Origin of the sequence: Microvirga sp. TS319, from assembly GCF_041276405.1 — a bacterium.
Classification (GTDB): Bacteria; Pseudomonadota; Alphaproteobacteria; order Rhizobiales; family Beijerinckiaceae; genus Microvirga.
This window is the reverse complement of sequence record NZ_JBGGGT010000001.1, coordinates 1,443,822-1,461,412: the sequence shown is the minus strand read 5'-3', so window position 1 is coordinate 1,461,412 and position 17,591 is coordinate 1,443,822. Positions and strand designations below refer to the sequence as shown.

The 17,591-nt window shown below is 63.0% G+C and carries 16 protein-coding genes and 4 pseudogenes; 6 read left to right on the top strand and 14 right to left on the bottom strand.

What is annotated here, in order from left to right:
* The 5 genes and pseudogenes from AB8841_RS06700 to AB8841_RS06680 form a co-directional block, all read right to left on the bottom strand.
* A complete protein-coding gene (locus AB8841_RS06700; protein ID WP_370435029.1) occupies nucleotides 1-1,677 on the bottom strand; it encodes a methyl-accepting chemotaxis protein in 1,677 nt (558 codons plus the stop codon).
* Nucleotide 1,678: 1 nt separating this feature from the next.
* Nucleotides 1,679-2,281: a chemotaxis protein CheW gene (locus AB8841_RS06695; protein ID WP_370435028.1), complete on the bottom strand. Its 603-nt coding sequence runs from the start codon at nucleotides 2,279-2,281 to the stop codon at nucleotides 1,679-1,681.
* Between the two features lie 2 nt (nucleotides 2,282-2,283).
* Nucleotides 2,284-3,732 (bottom strand): CheR family methyltransferase, encoded by a 1,449-nt coding sequence (locus AB8841_RS06690; RefSeq protein WP_370435027.1) that lies wholly within the window; start codon nucleotides 3,730-3,732, stop codon nucleotides 2,284-2,286.
* On the bottom strand, nucleotides 3,732-4,229 hold the full coding sequence (locus AB8841_RS06685; protein ID WP_370435026.1) for a chemotaxis protein CheW: 498 nt from the start codon (nucleotides 4,227-4,229) through the stop codon (nucleotides 3,732-3,734). The genes AB8841_RS06690 and AB8841_RS06685 overlap by 1 nt, the downstream gene beginning before the upstream one ends.
* Nucleotides 4,230-4,375: 146 nt before the next feature.
* Nucleotides 4,376-4,627, bottom strand: a pseudogene (locus AB8841_RS06680) (transposase); the annotation flags it as partial.
* Nucleotides 4,628-4,671: 44 nt separating this feature from the next.
* Between AB8841_RS06680 and AB8841_RS06675 the strand changes: the two are divergent.
* The 3 genes and pseudogenes from AB8841_RS06675 (at nucleotide 4,672) to AB8841_RS06665 (ending at nucleotide 6,511) form a co-directional block, all read left to right on the top strand.
* Nucleotides 4,672-5,396 (top strand): annotated as a pseudogene (locus AB8841_RS06675) (IS6 family transposase).
* 58 nt (nucleotides 5,397-5,454) lie between these two features.
* Nucleotides 5,455-5,616 (top strand): hypothetical protein, encoded by a 162-nt coding sequence (locus AB8841_RS06670; RefSeq protein ID WP_370435025.1) that lies wholly within the window; start codon nucleotides 5,455-5,457, stop codon nucleotides 5,614-5,616.
* 394 nt (nucleotides 5,617-6,010) lie between these two features.
* A complete protein-coding gene (locus AB8841_RS06665; protein WP_370435024.1) occupies nucleotides 6,011-6,511 on the top strand; it encodes an RES family NAD+ phosphorylase in 501 nt (166 codons plus the stop codon).
* Between the two features lie 40 nt (nucleotides 6,512-6,551).
* Here AB8841_RS06665 and AB8841_RS06660 read toward each other — a convergent pair whose 3' ends face one another.
* The gene (locus AB8841_RS06660; RefSeq protein WP_370435023.1) at nucleotides 6,552-7,667 is read right to left on the bottom strand and encodes a D-alanine--D-alanine ligase family protein; all 1,116 of its coding nucleotides are present in this window, start codon (nucleotides 7,665-7,667) and stop codon (nucleotides 6,552-6,554) included.
* Between the two features lie 338 nt (nucleotides 7,668-8,005).
* Between AB8841_RS06660 and AB8841_RS06655 the strand changes: the two are divergent.
* A pseudogene (locus AB8841_RS06655) lies at nucleotides 8,006-8,209 on the top strand (IS6 family transposase); the annotation flags it as partial.
* Nucleotides 8,210-8,228: 19 nt separating this feature from the next.
* On the opposite strand, the pseudogene AB8841_RS06650 reads toward AB8841_RS06655, so the two are convergent.
* The 7 genes and pseudogenes from AB8841_RS06650 to AB8841_RS06620 all read right to left on the bottom strand — a co-directional run bounded on the left by AB8841_RS06650 (nucleotide 8,229) and on the right by AB8841_RS06620 (nucleotide 14,337).
* A pseudogene (locus AB8841_RS06650) lies at nucleotides 8,229-8,927 on the bottom strand (IS6 family transposase).
* Nucleotides 8,928-9,240: 313 nt separating this feature from the next.
* The gene (locus AB8841_RS06645) at nucleotides 9,241-9,696 is read right to left on the bottom strand and encodes an N-acetyltransferase family protein (RefSeq protein WP_370435022.1); all 456 of its coding nucleotides are present in this window, start codon (nucleotides 9,694-9,696) and stop codon (nucleotides 9,241-9,243) included.
* A 10-nt stretch (nucleotides 9,697-9,706) separates the two neighbouring features.
* On the bottom strand, nucleotides 9,707-11,338 hold the full coding sequence (locus AB8841_RS06640) for a N,N-dimethylformamidase beta subunit family domain-containing protein (protein WP_370435021.1): 1,632 nt from the start codon (nucleotides 11,336-11,338) through the stop codon (nucleotides 9,707-9,709).
* 26 nt (nucleotides 11,339-11,364) lie between these two features.
* Nucleotides 11,365-12,111, bottom strand: coding sequence for an amino acid ABC transporter ATP-binding protein (locus AB8841_RS06635; RefSeq protein ID WP_370435559.1), 747 nt, complete (start codon nucleotides 12,109-12,111; stop codon nucleotides 11,365-11,367).
* A gap of 35 nt (nucleotides 12,112-12,146) precedes the next feature.
* Nucleotides 12,147-12,806, bottom strand: a complete 660-nt coding sequence (locus AB8841_RS06630; protein WP_370435020.1) for an amino acid ABC transporter permease — start codon at nucleotides 12,804-12,806, stop codon at nucleotides 12,147-12,149.
* A 12-nt stretch (nucleotides 12,807-12,818) separates the two neighbouring features.
* Nucleotides 12,819-13,466, bottom strand: coding sequence for an amino acid ABC transporter permease (locus tag AB8841_RS06625; protein WP_370435019.1), 648 nt, complete (start codon nucleotides 13,464-13,466; stop codon nucleotides 12,819-12,821).
* Nucleotides 13,467-13,551: 85 nt separating this feature from the next.
* Nucleotides 13,552-14,337 carry an ABC transporter substrate-binding protein gene (locus AB8841_RS06620; protein ID WP_370435018.1) on the bottom strand — a complete coding sequence of 262 codons (786 nt, stop codon included), beginning with the start codon at nucleotides 14,335-14,337 and terminating at the stop codon, nucleotides 13,552-13,554.
* Nucleotides 14,338-14,645: 308 nt separating this feature from the next.
* On the opposite strand from AB8841_RS06620, the gene AB8841_RS06615 reads away from it, so the two are divergent.
* Nucleotides 14,646-15,935, top strand: a complete 1,290-nt coding sequence (locus AB8841_RS06615) for an ArgE/DapE family deacylase (RefSeq protein ID WP_370435017.1) — start codon at nucleotides 14,646-14,648, stop codon at nucleotides 15,933-15,935.
* A 44-nt stretch (nucleotides 15,936-15,979) separates the two neighbouring features.
* The gene (locus AB8841_RS06610; protein WP_370435016.1) at nucleotides 15,980-16,456 is read left to right on the top strand and encodes a thioesterase family protein; all 477 of its coding nucleotides are present in this window, start codon (nucleotides 15,980-15,982) and stop codon (nucleotides 16,454-16,456) included.
* Between the two features lie 103 nt (nucleotides 16,457-16,559).
* Here AB8841_RS06610 and AB8841_RS06605 read toward each other — a convergent pair whose 3' ends face one another.
* Nucleotides 16,560-17,489: a LysR family transcriptional regulator gene (locus AB8841_RS06605; protein ID WP_370435015.1), complete on the bottom strand. Its 930-nt coding sequence runs from the start codon at nucleotides 17,487-17,489 to the stop codon at nucleotides 16,560-16,562.
* Nucleotides 17,490-17,591: the final 102 nt, after the last annotated feature.

Here is a 17,591-nt window from a genome sequence, read left to right as displayed (position 1 = left end):
TCAAACCCGGTAACGGTCGACGAGGCCGACCAGCTGCCGCGAAAGATCGGACAGGTTCGCGGCTGCCATGTCGAGCTGACGGGTGCCTGCCGCGGTCTGCTGGCTCGCCTGGCGGATGTTCTGGAGGGCGCCCGTGACCTGCTCGATTCCGAGCTGCTGCTGATTGGTCGAGGCCACGATCTGCTGGAAAGTCTGCACGCTCTCCTGGATGCGGCTCGAAATTTCGGTGATCGTCTGTGTGGTCGTATCCGTCCGCTCCTTGCCGGCGCTCACGCGCTTCACGGCCTCTTCCGTCAGCATGACCGAGGCATTGATGCCGCGCTGGATGTCGCCGAGGATCGACCGCACCTGGTTCGTGGCATCCTTGGCCTGATCGGCGAGGATTTTCATCTCGGAGGCCACGACCGCGAAGCTGCGGCCGTTCTCCCCGGCGGCGGCGGCCTCGATGGCGGCATTGAGGGCCAGAAGGTGCGTCCGCTCGGAGATGTCGTTGACCGACGCGATGATCTCGCCGATGGCCTGTGTCTTCTCGCTGAGGGCTACGATGTTCTCGGCAACCGTTTCGGCCTGCTCTCTGATCGCATCCATGGCGCGCGCGGTCTCCCCGACGGCCTGAAGCCCGGACAGGCTGGTCTGGGCCGTGGCCTGGGCGGAGGCGATGACCTCCTGAGCGCGCTTGCCGATCTGAGCACCGGCATGGGTGATCTCGTCCACGGTGGCGGCCGTCTCCTGAACGGCGGCAAGCTGCTCCTCGACACTGGCCGCTTGCTCCTGGGTCGAGGCGCGGATCTCCGCCACGGCCGCATTCAGGTTCTCTGTGGCTTCGCGGCTCTGACTCGCCAGCTGCCGCAAGCCATCCACCATGCTGTTCAAGGTTCCGCCGAGGCGGCCGATCTCATCCCTGCCCACGGTCGCGGTCTGGCCTGCGAGATCGCCGCGGCCGACCCGTTCGACGAATTCCATGAAGGCACTCAGAGGATTGGCGATCGAGGCGCGGAGGGCATAGGTGATCAGGACGCTGAGAACAGCGACGCCCGCGAGGGCTAGCAGTACCGAGATCCGGCTCTGCTCGTAGACCTCGCCGACCCGACGCTGCCCCGCCGTGATGGCCTCGTTGAGCACATTGCGGGTATCGTCGAGTGCCTTGCTCCAGCCGCTCCGGGCGGCCCCGAGAGCACTCTGGGTGGCCAGCACAGCTGTCAGGTCGCTGCCCTGAACCCCTCCGAACTGCCGTTCGGTGGCGGCTCGGATCTGGCGCAACTCTCCGCCTGCTGCGCTGAGATGGTCGACGACACTGCGCCAGGCCTCCGCCCTGTCGCCGCTGAGGGAGCGGGCCGCATAGCCGCTCGCCTCCGAGAGAGCCTGCGCCAGAGCGGTGTCCGTGGAGGCAGCCAAGCGCCCCCACTCGCCGATCAGTTCGTCAGGGGAGCCCTGCTGCTGTCCCAGGGTGCGCAGGAGGTAGCGCGACAGAACCTCCTCCCGCACGGCGCGCATCCGGTTCTGCTGCTCACCGATAATATTGATCTGCCGCATCATCGTGAGGTCGCGCGAAACGATCGTTTCCGTCGTCCCGCGGACATCGTCGAGCTGCCCGACGGTATAGAGGCCGAGCCCGACCATCAGGGCGACGATGACGGCAAAACCGAGAAGGATGCGATTCGAGATCGAGACCGTCACGTTAGACTCCGGGAACTGAGAAGGGAGAAAGGAAGGGACGAAGGAGGCGCTCGAGATCCAGCAGGGCCACGACCTTGTCTTGATCCGCAGAGCCAGCAGTCTTCGCATAAGCGACGACCGCGTTCATGCGAAATTCCGTGGTGTCCGCATCGGTCAGTGGAACCACGTTCTCGACAGCAAGGGCTCGGTCGACGCAGAGGGCGACCCGCGGCTTCTCCTGTTTCAGAAGAACGATATGACGTTCCGAAGACTCTCCTCCGGACGAGGTGGCGGCCTGCTCGACCGCCACGCCGAGGTCGATGACGCTGACCAGATGGCCGCCGCGGCCAAGCATTCCGATCAAACCGGGAGGCCCGCCGGGAACTGGCATGGGAGCCCGGAACGCCAGGATTTCGGCGACTGCGCCGAGAGGAAGACCGTAATATTCTGGGCCGACGGCGCAGATCAGGACTTGGGCGGCATCGTCGGCCGTCGCCCCATCGCCGTTGGAGCGACGTGCGAGCCGCTCCGTTCTTTCATCCAGGAGCCGGCTGGCTCTCTCCTGAGCCGACAGGGGCGATGGCCGGACGTTCTGTCCAGGCCTGCGCTGCCTTGAATGTGCCACGCTCACCTCCTCCGCCCGGGAGGAGCCGGATCAAGGTGGATCCGGACAAGGTTGTGCAGCTCACCCGCCGTCAGGCCATCCCCTTCGGGAATGGGGTAACCTTCCGGCAGGGATGCGGTGATCCTGGCCGCATTCGCAAGAGCACGGCGTCCCGGGGCGGAGCGTCCGTGAGCCAAGAGCAGGAGACCGAGATGATAATGCGCCATGGCAAAGCTCTTATCCAAGTAGAGACAGCGGCGGAAGGCCTCCTCCGCCTCTGAGTGGCGCCCCAGAGCTTGGGACACCAATCCATGGTAAAGATACAGGGTGGCGTTTAGGGGCTCCGCCAGAAGGGCCCGACTGCATATCGCGCTCGCGCCGACGAGGTCACCGGCGTCGGCCTTGCGGCGAACCTCGGCCAGAAGACTGGGGGACGCAACGGCGGGCGGAGTGGGCGGTCGGGGCTTGGGCGCAGGGGCGCGCGGTGGGCCGAGATCTGGACCGACGTGGGGATGTGCCGGACGGAAGGACATTCGCGGCGGCTCCGGCCGTCGCAACTCGTGTGGGACCGGTCCGGTCTCGACCGCTGCTTCAGGCTCCGGGATCTTGCCGTCACGGCGCCTGTAAGCGATCGTCCCCGGAAGGTTCACGACCTCCATCAGCGACGCAAAGGACGGATTGGGCTCCGCATGCCCCAGAAGCATCCAGGCCTCGTCCAGGAGGCAGTCGCGCAAGGCGACGACCATCCTGTTCACCGTATCGGGGTGGAAGTAGATCAGGACGTTGCGACACAGAATCAGGTCGAATTCGGAATATTGAAGCGGCGAGCTCCCGTCGAGGAGGCTCAACAGATTGTGCTGTTCGAAGCGGACGAGCGAGCGGTACTCCGGCCTGACCTGCCATTGCTGGCGATCCACCGGCAGGAAGTATGCGGCCCTGTCCTCCGAAGAGAGCGACCGGAGCGCCCATGGGCCGAAGCGGGCCTGCCGCGCCGTTTCGAGAAAGCGGGTATTGATGTCGGTTCCGACGATGCCGAGATGCCAGTCGGGAAGGTCATCCCCGAGAAGCTGATGAACGAGGATCGCAAGCGAGTAAGGTTCGGCCCCGGTCGCACAGCCTGCGCTCCATATCCGCAGGCGCCGATCGTGCTTCTTTCGCGCGATGATCTCAGGCAGGATGCTCTGCCGCAACGCCGCGAATTGTTCGGCGTAGCGAAAGAAGAACGTCTCCCCGATGGTGATCTCGGCTTCCAGGCGTGCCCATTCGTCGGGGCCCGCCTCGGGATCCTCCAAGAGGGCGATCAACTGCGCTGCGCTGCGCGCGCCGGTTTCCTGAAAGCGCCGATACACCCGCTCCCAGAGCAGATCGTCCTTGTCCTGATAATAGAAGTGTCCCGTCCGCTCGACGATGAGGCTTTTCAGCCTAGGAAAATCCTTGTCGGCGAGTAAGGAAGGAGCGGTTCGGGCAGCCATCAGGCTGATACCATCCATTCGCCCAGCCGGGTCCGGGCATGCGAACTGAGTTCATCGAGGGCCAGTTTCTCTTCGGCGAAGAGAAGCCGCTCCAGGGACAGCAGATGGAGAAGCTGACCTTGGTGATCAATCTCGGCCTCGACACATCCGTTGAGACTGCTCTCCGGCGGAACCGGGGAGACCTGCGCCCCATGGATGTCGGCCACATCCCGAACCCGATCGACCAGCAGCGCCGCAGGACCCGAGACAGACAGGCCGTCAAGCATGATGAGATGCCGATAAAGGTTTGTCTCGGACGAGGTGGGCTCAGCCCTCAATCTGAGGAGCACATCGAGCCGGATCACCGGAACCGCAGCACCGCCAAGATTGAAGAAACCCGCCACCGGACGCGGCAGGGCGGGCGGGCACCACAGGCGCGGCACCGGGAGAAGTTCCCGAACAGAGGTGCTTCGCAGGGCGCAGGCGATTCCGCACACATCGAAGAGGAGAATCTGCATGCTCGCCATGGCTCACGTCTGGAAGGGATCGCAGAGATACACACGCGGGCGAATATGTGGGCACCAAAGAGGCCTGCCGTATTCGCCGTAGGCGCTTACCAATACTGACGGCCGACCGCCATGGCAATAACTTGGACTAAGAGCGTCTAACAAAACCGTTTGCATTGGTTGAAGCAGATGAGCGCGCATCCGAGTGTGGTGAAGGCCAGATGGATGTCCTCGCGTCGTTCATAGCGAATGGTGAGACGGCGAAAGCGGTTGAGCCAGGCCAGGGTGCGTTCCACCACCCATCGGTAGCGCCCCAGGCGCTCGCCGGCGTCCACGCCGCGGCGGGCAATTCTGGGCATGATGGAGCGCCGCCGGCATTCCGCACGGCAGCGCTGATGATCGTAGGCCTTGGGTTCCGTCGCAAACGTTTTGTTCCAGAGTTTCAGCTACTAGGGTGGAGGTCCCAGCGGCGGAGGAACAGGTATTCAAGGGCAGGCATTTTGATCGATCCGTGATCCTACTCTGTGTCCGGTGGTATCTCGCTTACAATCTGAGCCTGCGAAACCTTGAGGAGATGATGGCCGAGCGCGGCATCTCGGTTGACCACGCGACCATTCACCGATGGGTTGTCCAGTATTCACCTGAGCTGCTGAAGCGGTTCAATCGTCGCAAGCGAGCCGTCACCGGCAAGTGGCACATCGACGAGACCTATATCAAGGTCCGGGTCGCTGGATGTATCTTTACCGAGCAATCGACACCAACGGAGACACGGTCGAACTCTGGTTCAGCGAACAACGCAATCTGGCGGCGGCCAAACGGTTCCTGCGCAAAGCCCTGAAGCGGCACGGCCGGCCTGAGAGAATCGTCATCGACGGCAGCCAGACCAAGCTCGAGGCCATCCTGTCCTGCGACATAGCAGATCGGTTTCAGAACCGGTCGAGGCACGAGCTGAAGCCGATCCGGATCTGACAGAGCCGCTACTTGAAAAATCAGATTGAGCAGGATCATCGAGCCGTCAAAAGGCGAGCCCGTCCCATGCTTGGGTTCAAATCTATGGCTAGTGCGGGTGTGATCCTAAGCGGCATCGAGATGGTCCACATGATGCGCAAAGGACAGGCAAAGTACGCCTGCAATTCGAACCTGTCACTTGCGGAGCAGTTCGAGCGACTAGTCGCGTAAAGTTCGGTGAAAATCGCTCCGATGCTTCGGTACAACTCGCAATTTGCGACACATCCTCATGACCGCAGCCGAGAACTGGCTTTCCGAAAAGGGAATATGGAAGCTCAATCTCCTCGTCCGCGAAGATAATGCGCCGGTCCGGGAATTTTACGAGCATCTCGGCTACCGCGATACACGGACGATTTGCTTTCAGAAAGTCCTTGAGCCGGTTCCAGATTGAGGCTTGCAAGTCTCAATCTGGGATGTCGCGATCATAAGTTTCCACAAGCACTCGACCTCATGCGAGGTCGACCGCCGGAGTCACTTTGACCAAAATTCTATCCGGCATTCGGCGGCAATGACCTCCGTCCAGGGGGTAAGCCTCTGACGACCATGGATTTTCCACGACGGTGAATATCAATCAGGTAGCGTAACGTGACGAGTTGTGCGGCAAGTGCCTAGCAGGGCCGTGTGGACCGGAAATCCACGGAGCTCGATAGCAAAGACTATCACAGGAAGGGTACGTCGTTGAAAAGGGCGCCCTCGTATGTCTCTTGTCAGCGTGTAAGGTGCTTGTATTCTGTATCCCGAACTGCTCGGATGCTGCCTTTCCAGCACGCTATAGGTAGACAGTGATGCCAGACATCATCCCGGAGGCCTCACGCGTATTCGTCAGCGTGAATGGCACCTTCTACAGGGCGATAGTGGCTGATGGAAGCGCCGATAGCCTCCGTGGATCGATCGCAGCTGGCCGCTACTCCAAGCCCGGCCAACGAACGCTCTATATGAGCGCAACGGAAGAGGGTGTTGCTGCTGCGATGCAGGCTCATCCTCTGCCCGCGGGGACGCGAAGGACAGTCTGCGCAATGGCGGTTGAGGCTCACTCCATCTTCGATCTCCGGGATGATCGGGCTTGTGAGCAGATGGGTATCCGCCGTGGCGATGCGCTGGCCCCTTGGCAGGAACTGGTCGCAAACGGCGGAGTGCCAACCTCCTGGGGCGTAAGAGCACACCTGGAGAGAGCCGGCGCACATGGCTTGATCGATCCTTCCCGGACGGCGAGCGGCCTGTGGCACCTCGTCTTGTTCCGGTGGAACATGCCGGGTGCGCCAACAGTGAAAATCGTTCCGCGATAAGTCGCCGCCTTCAAGAGCGGGACAGCTCCTTCAGCGCGTCTCATCGGTTCCCAGGACCATTCCGACGCTCATGGCGGGCCAGAGCGTGCGCGATCAGGGCCTCCATGAGCTCCCGCTGGGACAGGCCACCAGCCTCCCAGAGCTTTGGATACATGCTGATCGAGGTGAAGCCGGGGAAGGTGTTCACCTCATTCACGAACAGGCCGCCGTCCTGCCGCGGATCGAGGAAGAAGTCGACACGCGCCAATCCCTCGCAGCCGAGAACCCGGAAGGTTGCGATGGCAAGATCCCGCAGGCGCTCCGCCTGTTCGGCAGCAAGGTCGGCCGGGACGCACAGGAGCGCGCCATTCGCATCGGTGTATTTCGCATCGTAGCTGTAGAAGCCATGGCGATCCGCGGGCTCGATCTCTCCGAGAGGAGACGCCCGAACTTCGCCGGACGCATCTTCCAGGACAGCGCACTCGATCTCTCTTGCCCCGGCAACGCTCCTCTCCACGAGGACCTTGCCGTCGTGCCGAAAGGCGTGCGCGCAGGCGCTGTCGAACTCTTCAGCCGACCGGGCCCGGGAAACACCGACGGACGAGCCCATGTTGGCGGGCTTGACAAAAAGATCGGCCGATCCGAGCGCCTCGGCTGCAGCCTGGTAGTCCATCCGGCTGCGGGGCGTCATGGTCAGGAACGGCACAATTGGGAGACCGCTATCGCGCAGGAGGCGCTTGGTCACATCCTTGTCCATACTGGCGGCCGAGCCCAGTACGCCGGAGCCCACGAAAGGGACCTGGGCCAATTCCAGGAGCCCCTGAACGGTTCCGTCCTCTCCGTTCGGCCCATGGAGAACCGGGATGACCACGTCAAGACGCAGGCTCTCCAGGCCGTTGGCTGCGCCATCGCGGACGATGACTCCACCCCCGCTCCCTGGGACGAGGGCGACCTGCGGAGCGTTGTCCGGCAGCTCTAGCCGCTGCTCCCCCGCTCCAGCACCGTTGCGGCTGTCGCAAAGCAGCCAACGTCCATTTCGATCGATTCCGATGAGAACGATGTCGTATCGCTCTGGATCAAGAGCGCGGAGGACACTAGCGGCCGACATCTTGGAGACCTCATGCTCCGCGGAGCGGCCACCAAACAAGATCGCGACGGTTCTCCGAGGCACGCTCATCCGGATCCCTCCTGGCCTGGCGCAACCGAACTCAGACGAGAGGGCAACAACCCTCTGCTCGGCGGATGCCGGTATCGAATGTGATTGAGAGAAGTAAACAAATGTTCGTTGGTGTTGTCCATGGTGAGCCAGACTGGGGCAGGGCGGCTTGGGGGGCTCCGGGAACTCCCGTTCGGGGTCGCATCGCTACCCCGACGATCACGGTCCGCCGGCAAGCCAATCGCTTGGCGGAATTGCCTTCCTGCGTCATGGCAGCGCCGCGTGGCTCGGCTCCGTCGCAAACTTTTTGTTTCAGAGTTTCAGCTCATGCCACCTTGGTTCAGGGGACGGAGGATGACGTGTTCAAGGGCAGGCATTTTGATCGATCAGTGATCCTTCTCTGTGTGCGGTGGTATCTCGCTTACAATCTCAGCCTCCGGAACTTGGAAGAGCTGATGGCCGAGCGCGGCATCTCCGTTGATCACGCGACCGTGCATCGCTGGGTTGTCCGGTACTCGCCCGAACGGCTCCGTCGCAAATCTGAAGCGAGGGCGAGAAGCTGGCCGGGGCTCTGCCGCCGGCTCAGGCCGCAAGCAGCTCAAATTGCTCTGCTAATGACAGGTGCGGATTTCCGGCGTACTTCGCTTGCTGCTTACGCATCATGTGCACCATCTCGATACCGCCGAGGATCACACGGGCAGTGGCCACGGACTGGAACCCGAGCATCGGTCGGACCCGCCGCTTGATAGCCCGATGATCCTGCTCAACTCGGTTATTCAAATAGCGGCTCTGCCGGATGCGGATTGGCGTTAGCCCACGCCTTGATCGGTCCCGCAGACGGCTCTCTGCATCGCACCGCAAGATTGCCTCACGATTGATCTGACTGCCATTGATGACGATCCGCTCCGGTCGGCCATGCCGCTTGAGCGCCTTTCGCAGGAACCGCTTGGCAGCAGTGAGGTTACGCCGTTCGCGGAACCAAAACTCAGCCGTGTCACCGCTGCTGTAGATAGCTCGATAAAGGTACGTCCAGCGACCTCTGCCCTTGATGGAAGTTTCGTCGATGCGCCACTTGCTGGTGACAATTCTCTTGCGAGCATTGAAGCGCTTCAGAAGTTCAGGTGAGTACCGGACAACCCATCGATGAATCATCGCGTGATCGATTGAGATGCCGCGCTAAGCCATCATTTTCTCCAAATTCTGGCGGCTGAGATTGTAAGCCAAGTACCACCGGGTGCAGAGCAGGATCACCGATCGGTCAAAATGCCTGCCCTTGAACACGCCACACCCCGTCATTAATCCCAGGGGACAGTAGCTGAAACTCTGAAACGAAAAGTTTGCGACGGATCCAAGCCAGCTCTGGCCTCGTCGTCACGATCTTCATGACCGACAAAGGCGCGGCGCTCTGGGGACGCTGTCGGGCTCCTCGACGACAGCAGCGTGTCGCTGATCTTTAGAGCATCGGACCCAAAAATGGATGTGCACTTTGGGGCCTATCCGATACTCTACTCCCTTGAAGAGCGCATCGTTCAAGCGGAGAACGGGGTCCACTTTTCACTGACGTAGCCCTTTTGGGCGTAGGGCGGCCCCGAATTCACAACTGCCGCATAGCGTCTTCGTCCAACATCATCGTGTGGTCGGAATCGCGGCGCCTGAAGCCACGCTTCTCGTAGAAGGCGAGACCTGTCTCGTTCTTCCGGTCCACGTCGAGCTTAAGATAGGCAGCGCCACGCGGCAGTTCCCTCGCAACGGCGGCGCGCAAGAGTTGCGTGCCGAGCCCGAGACCGCGCGCAGCCTCTTCCACGTAGAGGTCCGACACGTAAATGCCCGGACGTCCGCGCCACGCCGAGAACACGATGGAATAGAGCAGGATGCCGAGAATGCCGCTCTCACCTTCCGCCACGAGCATCGTGAAGTCCCCGCGCCCGTGCGGGCCGAAAACCGCGAGATCCTCCGCGGCCACCTTCGGCTTGGCGCCCACGTGATGCCCCAGTCGCCGTAGCATTGCGGCGACTGTGTCGAGGTCGTCCAGTCGTGCATCCCGGATCATGGGCATCCGCTCAGTGTCCGCTAAGGTAGCGATCAAGGACGTTGGCGGTCACGCGCCCGACCATGGGGTCCTGCCGCAGAAGGCCAGCAACCCATTCGCAGGTACCCGCATGAAAGACCTCGCCCCGCCCCATGGGGAAATTGACGATCATGCCGGCGCCGCGCTTGATCTTGTCGACCGCCTCGAGCCCGTCGTTGCCCACGAGCGTACGGGCGACGAAGCGCGCATCCTCATCGGAGAGAAACTGATCGTCCGCCGGAATATCAGCACTCTCCTCCTTGAGAGACGACATCCCCAACCCGAGGATCTGAAGGCCGTCCGGTGCGCCGCTGCCCTCGGCGGGCCGCGGCAGGCCACCCTCGATGACGTAATCAAGGCCGTCGACCTCGTATCCGAAGATGTGGGAATCCGCCCCGAGGAGATCGCCGTAGTAGATCCCCGTCCCGGCGAAGGCCCAATGCTCCGGCCGGTAGATCGGGAAGCCGCGGACGCCACGGGGCGCGCAGCCGCCCCAGCCCACATAGAGCCCACGTGTCGCTATGAGGCCGAAGGTCTGCGAGCCCGGACGGCCGATCCGCGGGTCCTCCCAGGAGGTGCTCAGGCGCGTCAGGTCGCCGCCTTCGAGGATCGGATCCTCCTCGGCGCGGTACTTGTAACAGATCTGACGGCGGCCTCCGTCCTCCAGGCGCGTCTGCCACATGAAGTTCCCGGCGAAGCGCGCGGCCTTGCCGCCGTTGCGGACGTATCTCTCGACCGCGTCGCGCATCTCCCATGTCCAGTACTCGTCGTGCCCGACGAAGACGACACAATCGTAGCCATCGAGGATTTCCGGCGTGAAATGCAACTCGTGCTGGCTCGCGAGATCGACCGCGTAGCCGGCGCGTTCCGCCCAACGGAAGAAATGGCTGTCGTAACTCGCCCAGCCGGAGGAGGCGTATTTCTTGCTGTAGCCGTGGGCGTAGGCCCATTCCATGTGCGGATAGCGCGGCGGCATGGCGGGCGGGACCGGGACGTCCAGAGGCACGCGCGGGGCATCCGGCGGAAGTACCACGAAGCCGCGGCAGAATGGCCGCTCGATACTGACCACTGGCGCGTACTGGTTGCGCTTCGGGCCGGTGAGGCCCTGGTAGTGATTGGAGCCGCCCCACGTGTTGTAGGCGGTCCAGGTGCCGGTCGCCGCCACCTGAAGGACCCGCCCGGGCTTCGCCCCGGCATCAGGACGCAGGATGAAAAGATGATGACAGCGGATCAGCCTTCCGTCGCGGCCCTCCGCCGTCAAGGTGATGCGGTAGGCGCCCGAGGGCCATTCGGGCTGAATGCGGAAGGCATGCGAATCCGTCCAACCGCAGCCGGTGACGGAGCATTGGTCCGGCGTATCCTGCCAACGGGCGCTCAGGCCCTCGACGGTCACGACCGGGGTCTCGCTGCCGCCGTCATGCACGATGTCGAGCCGGTAACGCTCGGCCGTGGAGCTGACGAAGAGCGTGACGATATCCCCGGCCCGATAGGAATAGCGGTCGGTGTAGCACCAGATCTCGCCGCGCGTCCCGTCCATGCCGGGCTGCTCGTAATAGTGGCCGAGCACGGCGCGACGCCGCTCCTCGTGGGAGAGGCCGAAATCGGGAAAGCTCTTGTCCATCATGGCTCTATCGTGTCTCCTGCGGCCGCTCACGTGGCCAAGTGCTTCTTGAGGAACGCCCGTGTGCGGTCCATGGTGGGATTCGTGAAGATCTGACTGGGAGGGCCCTCCTCCACCACCACGCCCCCGTCCATGAACAGCACCCGGTCCGCGACTTCGCTGGCGAAACGCATCTCGTGCGTGACGATGATCATGGTCATGTGCTCCTTGGCAAGCTGCTTCATCACCAGGTTGACCTCGTCGACCAGTTCAGGGTCGAGCGCCGAAGTGGCCTCGTCGAAGAGCATGACCGAGGGCGCCATCGCGAGGGCTCTGGCGATGGCGACGCGCTGCTTCTGCCCGCCCGACAGCTTCGATGGATAGACGTCGAACTTGTCCTGCAGTCCGACCTTCCCGAGCAGCTCCATCGCCAGATCGCGGGCCTGGGCAGCGGGCATCTTGCGCAGTTTGATCGGCCCGGCCGTGATGTTCTGGCTGACCGTCATATGCGGGAAGAGATTGAACTGCTGGAACACCATGCCCATGTGCTGGCGCACATGGTTGATGTGCTGTTCGAAGGCGCGGCCACTGAGTGGCCTGTTGACCTGGATCCCGTCCACCCAGACCTCGCCGCGATCGAGCTTCTCAAGGTGGTTGATCGAGCGCAGGAGCGTGCTCTTGCCCGAGCCGCTGGGCCCGATGATGGCGACGATCTGGCCCTTTCCAACCGAGAGGTTGATCCCCTTCAGGATCTCGAGGGGCCCGAACGACTTGTGCGCGTCGATCACCTGCACCATCGGCGACGGCGCGCCGCCGCTGTTCTCCACGCCCTTCATCGGATCGCCTCCACTCTTGTCTCGACAATTTTGAGGATGCCCTCGAGGGCTAGGTTGAGGACGTAGTACAGCACGGCCGCAAGAACGTAGAACTCGAAGGGCCTGTAGGTCTCGCTGATGGCGAGCTGCGACGAATGCACCAGCTCCGCGACGCCGATCACCGATACGATCGCGGATTCCTTGAGGAGCGCGATCAGGTTGTTGCCGATCGGCGGCGCCGTGTTGAGAAGTGCCTGCGGGATCACGACATAGCGCAGTGCCTGCCAGCGCGAGAAGCCGATGGTGCGTGCGCCCTCCATCTGGCCCATGTCCACGGCGAGGATACCCGCGCGGATGATATCCGCGTTGTAAACCGCGAAGTGGAGGCCGAGACCGATGATTCCGGCCGCCAGCGCCGGGATGTCAATGCCGATCTGCACGAGTCCGAAATAGATGAGGTAGAGCTGCAGGAGAAGCGGGGTTCCCATGAAGACCCAGCTGAACATGCGCACCGGATAGGCGACGATAGATAGAGCGTAGAGCACGGCCACGGCCAGGACTACGCCGCCAGCCACACTCACGACGGAAGCCATCCCCGTGATGACCGCGGTCCACGCCACGCCTGTCCAGATCACGTCGAGGTAGGGCGAGACGACGCTGAAATCCAAGCCTTGCAAGTCAGGCCTCCGTCAGGCAGCTGCGTAGCGGCGGTCGAGAGCGTCGACGGCCTTCGCGAGAGCGTAGATGATCACCATGTAGATCACGGCGCTGACGGCGAATATCTCGAACGGCTTGTAGGTCGAGCCGATGAAACGCTGCGCCGTATAGGTGAGCTCCACGACCGAGATCGTCGAGACGAGGGCCGTGCCCTTCACGAGCGCGACCGCATTCACGCCGAGCGGGCGGATCATGAGACGGGCCGCCTGGGGCAGAACCACGAGCCGCATGGTCTGGGAGCGGCTGAACCCGATGACGCGCGCCGCCTCGACCTGTCCCCGGTCCACCGCCAGGATCGCGCCGCGCATGGACTCCGACATATAGGCTGCGATGTTGAGGCCGAGCCCGATGGCGCCGGCCGCGAAGGCGCTGAGATGGATGCCGACCTGCGGGCCGCCGAAGTAAAGCATGAAGAGCTGGATCAGGCAGGGCGTGCCGCGCATCACGCTCACATACGCCGTCGCAGCCGCGCGCGGAAGCGCGGAGGCCGACAGCCTCCCGGCCGTCAGCAGTGCCGCGACGGACAGCCCGAGGAGGAGCGACAGGACCGACAGTTCAACCGTGACGAGGGCTGCTTCGAGAAAGAATGGGACGATGCGGGTTATCAGTCCGAAATCCATGAGCGGCTCCCGGGGCGCGAGGGTGATCTCGAAAAAGGAACCTCAGGGCGAATGGCCCTGAGGTTCTGTGGGCTCGGATTCGAGATCAGCGAATGTCGCGGCCAATCCACTTCATGGAAATCTTCTCGTAGGTTCCATCTGCCATGATGTCGTCCAGAGCCTTCTGCATCGCGGCCTTCAGCTCGGGATTGCCCTTGCGAATGGCGATGCCGATCCCGACGCTGCCGCCCTCGATGTCGGGCGTGCTGAGCTGCATGACCTTGTCGCCGCTGTTCTTGGCCGCAACGAGGACCGCCACGTTGTCGGCGATAATGGCGTCGACGCGCCCGGCCTTGAGCTCGAGGAGAAGCTCCGGCAGGCCCTTGTAAGTCTTGATCGTCCAGCCGCCCTGCTGACGCGCCCATTTCTCGTGGGTCTCGCCGAGGGTCACGCCGACGGTCTTGCCCTTGAGGACATCGAGGCTCTTGACGGGCGACCCCTCCGCGACGAACACGCCACGTCCCGCATGATAATAGGGGCCGACGAAATCAACCGCCTTCTCGCGCTCCGGTGTGATCGTCATGCTGCCGATGATGGAATCGTACTTGCTGGCGAGAAGCCCGGCGATGATGCCGTCCCAGGCGGTCGTGACGACCTTGGCCTTCACGCCGAGGCGCTCTGCGATAGCTTCGGCGATCGACGCGTCGAAGCCCACCACCTGGTTTGTGTGGGAGTCGATGAAGTTGAACGGCGGATAGGCACCGCTCATGGCAGCGCTCAGCTCGCCGCTCTTTTTGACTTCGCTCAGCCCATCGGCCGATGCAGCCGCGGATACGAGCATCAGCGCGACCGAAAGGCCTGCGGCGACGCGACGTGGCGAGAACCTTGACATTGCCTACTCTCCCAGCCCCGAACGCCCTCGTGTCGACCATGCCGGCTCTCGGGGAGGAAGCCGGTGGCGGCCGCTTTTCTGATGCGGTCCCTGTCCTAGAAGAAGGGCCGTGGGAGCATTTCGCAAATAGATATTTGAAATAAGTCTGATTGCTTTGATGAATGGGTCGGGCGAGCCTCTTCATAGAGCGTGAGAATGTGACGCATTGGCCGTTTTTATTTGACGCTCCCGTCCCGCCCGGCTGTGCTCTCCGGAACCAGCCGGCCTCCGGCCCGCGTCAGATTCACTCTTCATCCGCCGAGGACACGATGCACCAGGACCAGACCTTCAGGCGAGACCTGCACGCGGCCGTCGCGGCTCGCCGCGACCAAGCTGTCGAGCGCCTCCGCCGGCTCGTGCGCGCCGACACCACCCTCGGACGCGAGCGACAGGGGCAGGAGATCATGGCGGACATCTTCGCGGAGATGGGCCTTGCGGTCGAGACCTTCGACGTGGATTTGAGCGCCATCCGCGATTTGCCGGGCTTCTCGCCCCCGGTCATGCCGGATTATGCGAACCGCCCGAACGTGGTCGCCCGGCATGCGCCCCGGGGCCGGCCCGCCGGGCGCTCCCTCATCTTCAACGGACATATCGACGTGGTGCCCCCGGGCGAGGCATCGCTCTGGACCTCTCCCGCCTTCGAACTCTCGGAGCGGGACGGGCGCCTCTACGGACGCGGCGCGGGCGACATGAAATCCGGCCTTGTCGCCTATTGCCTCGCCTTCGAAGCGCTTCGCGATCTCGGCTTCGCGCCGGCGGCGCCCGTGTCCTTCCAGTCCGTGATCGAGGAGGAATGCACCGGCAACGGGACGCTTGCCTGCGTGGCGCGTGGAGAGAGAGCGGACGCGGCCATCATCCCCGAGCCCTTCGGGCAGACCATCATGACCTCGCAGGTCGGCGTCATGTGGGTCACCGTCCGCGTCATCGGCAAGCCCGCCCATGTGCTCGAGGCCTCGGTCGGATCGAACGCGATCCTGGCCTGCCACATGCTCTTCCAGGTTCTCCAGGAGCTGGAGGCGGAGTGGAACCAGCACAGCCTGCGTCATCCGGAATTCGCCGCAAATCCCCATCCCCTGAACTTCAATCTCGGGCGCATCGAGGGGGGCGATTGGGGCTCGACTGTGCCGTGCTCCGCCACCATGCTGGTGCGGGTCGGTTTCTATCCCGGCACTCCGCTCGCCAGCGTCAGGATGATGGTGGAAGAGACCATCGCAGCCACGCGGGCACGGCATCCGGCGCTTGCGCATTCGGATATCGAGATTTCCTATCGGGGCTTCCAGGCGGAGGGATGCGTCGTCGATCGCGGCGCGCCCTTCATGGGGGTGCTCGCGCAGGCTCACCGGACCGTGATGGGCTCGGATCCGACGACGCTCGCCTCCACGGCGACGACCGACATACGTTTCTTCGAGCTCTACGGGGAAACGCCCGCGACCTGCTATGGACCGAGTGGCGGCAGCTATCATGGCATCGACGAATGGGTCTCGCTTGACAGCATCCTCCACGTCGGCGAGGTCCTTGCGCTCTTCACAGCGGAATGGTGCGGCCTTGAGCGCGCCTGACGGCTCCCATAGGCCGTATATCCATTAATTTTGAAAGCGGGTTCATGGAAGCTCCCTGGATCTCGGTCCGCGAGACCGTTCGTGACGAGTGGATCGATTTCAACGGCCACATGACGAATGCCGCCTATGTGACGGCCTTCGACATCGCATCGGTTGCATGGCTCCACCGCATCGGAATCGATCCGGAATACCGGACACGGGAGCGCTGCTCGACCTTCGCACTGGAGCTGCATACCGTGTTCCATCGCGAGCTTCCCGCCCGCGCGCCCTTCGCGATCGAGACGCGCCTGCTCGATTTCGACGCGAAGCGCCTTCATCTCTTCCATCAGATCAGGAGTATCGAGGAGGGATTTCTGGCAGCGAGCCTGGAAGTCGTGACGATGCACGTGAACCTAGATCAGCGCCGCTCCACACCGATGCCCGAGACGATCGCCGGGCGCCTGACAGCCTGGAAGGCAGCCTCCGACCGCTTGGGCTGGCCCGAACAGGCAAGCCGGCGGGTCGGGCTGAAGCGGGCATAAGAAGCGCGGGATCGCGGGCTGGGGAGCGGAAGCGCTGCCGCTCGTCTCATGTCTTTCCGCGGAAGGCCGGGGCGGGTGTGTCCGCCCTCGTCTGGATTTGTCGTCAAGCGACGGACGGGTAGGTTCGCCGCTCCAGCGGCGTCGCGTCGATTTGGGTCAGCAGGCGCTCCAGCAGGAGCGCTTCGGCCCTGCTGCGCCGAGCGGTCGGATCATAGACCAGATAGACGATGATCTCAGGCGGATTCTCGTAGGGCGGCAGCCGCCAGAGAAGGCCATTGCGCACGTCGTCCTCGACCACGTGGATCGGAAGCGGGCCGAAGCCGAAGCCGGCGATGATGAGCCGCTTGACCTCTTCCAAGTGCGACGAGGTACCGATGACCAGGCCGGTGAATTCCTCTTGCTGCCGGAGCATGGCGATGGGCCACAGGGCATCCGCCATCTGGTCCGTTTTGAACGAGACATATGGTTCGGCGCGCAGATCCTCCATGCTCACCCCGCGCTTGCCGAACAGGTGGTGCTGGCGGCCGCAGAAATATCCGAAGCTCTCTCGGTAGAGGGGCTGGAACTGCAGCTTGGGATTGCGCTCATGCATCAGACAGACCCCGAAGGCCGCATCCTTCCGGGCGACCGCCGTTATCACCTCCTGGCTGGAGAGCACCGAAGTCGCGAAGGTGACGCGCGGATTGTGGCGGTGGAATTCCGCGAGCGCTTCGTCCAGGAAGGGACACACCACATGGCTTGCGAAGGCCATCTCGATCCGGCCCGTCACCTCGTCGGGCTGGTCGTGCACGAGGGCGTGGAGACCCGATACGGTGTTGAAGAGAACCACGCATTCCGCGTAGAGGCGCTGACCCGCAGGCGTCACCTCGAAGATCCCCGGACGGCGCTCGATCAACCGGCAGTCGAAATGCCCCTCCAGGCGGCGCAACGCATTGCTGATCGTCGGCTGCTTGAGGCGCAGCTTCTCGGCCGCCGACGTGATTCCCTTCTCCTGCACGATGACCATGAAGGTCCGCAGGAGATTCCAGTCCATCGTCCATACGAATCTTTGTACCCGTCCCCGCATTACGCCGAACCATTCCTTTCCTGAATGAGGATGGTTCATCCTATTTATTTGCTCATTCCTGTCGAGCCA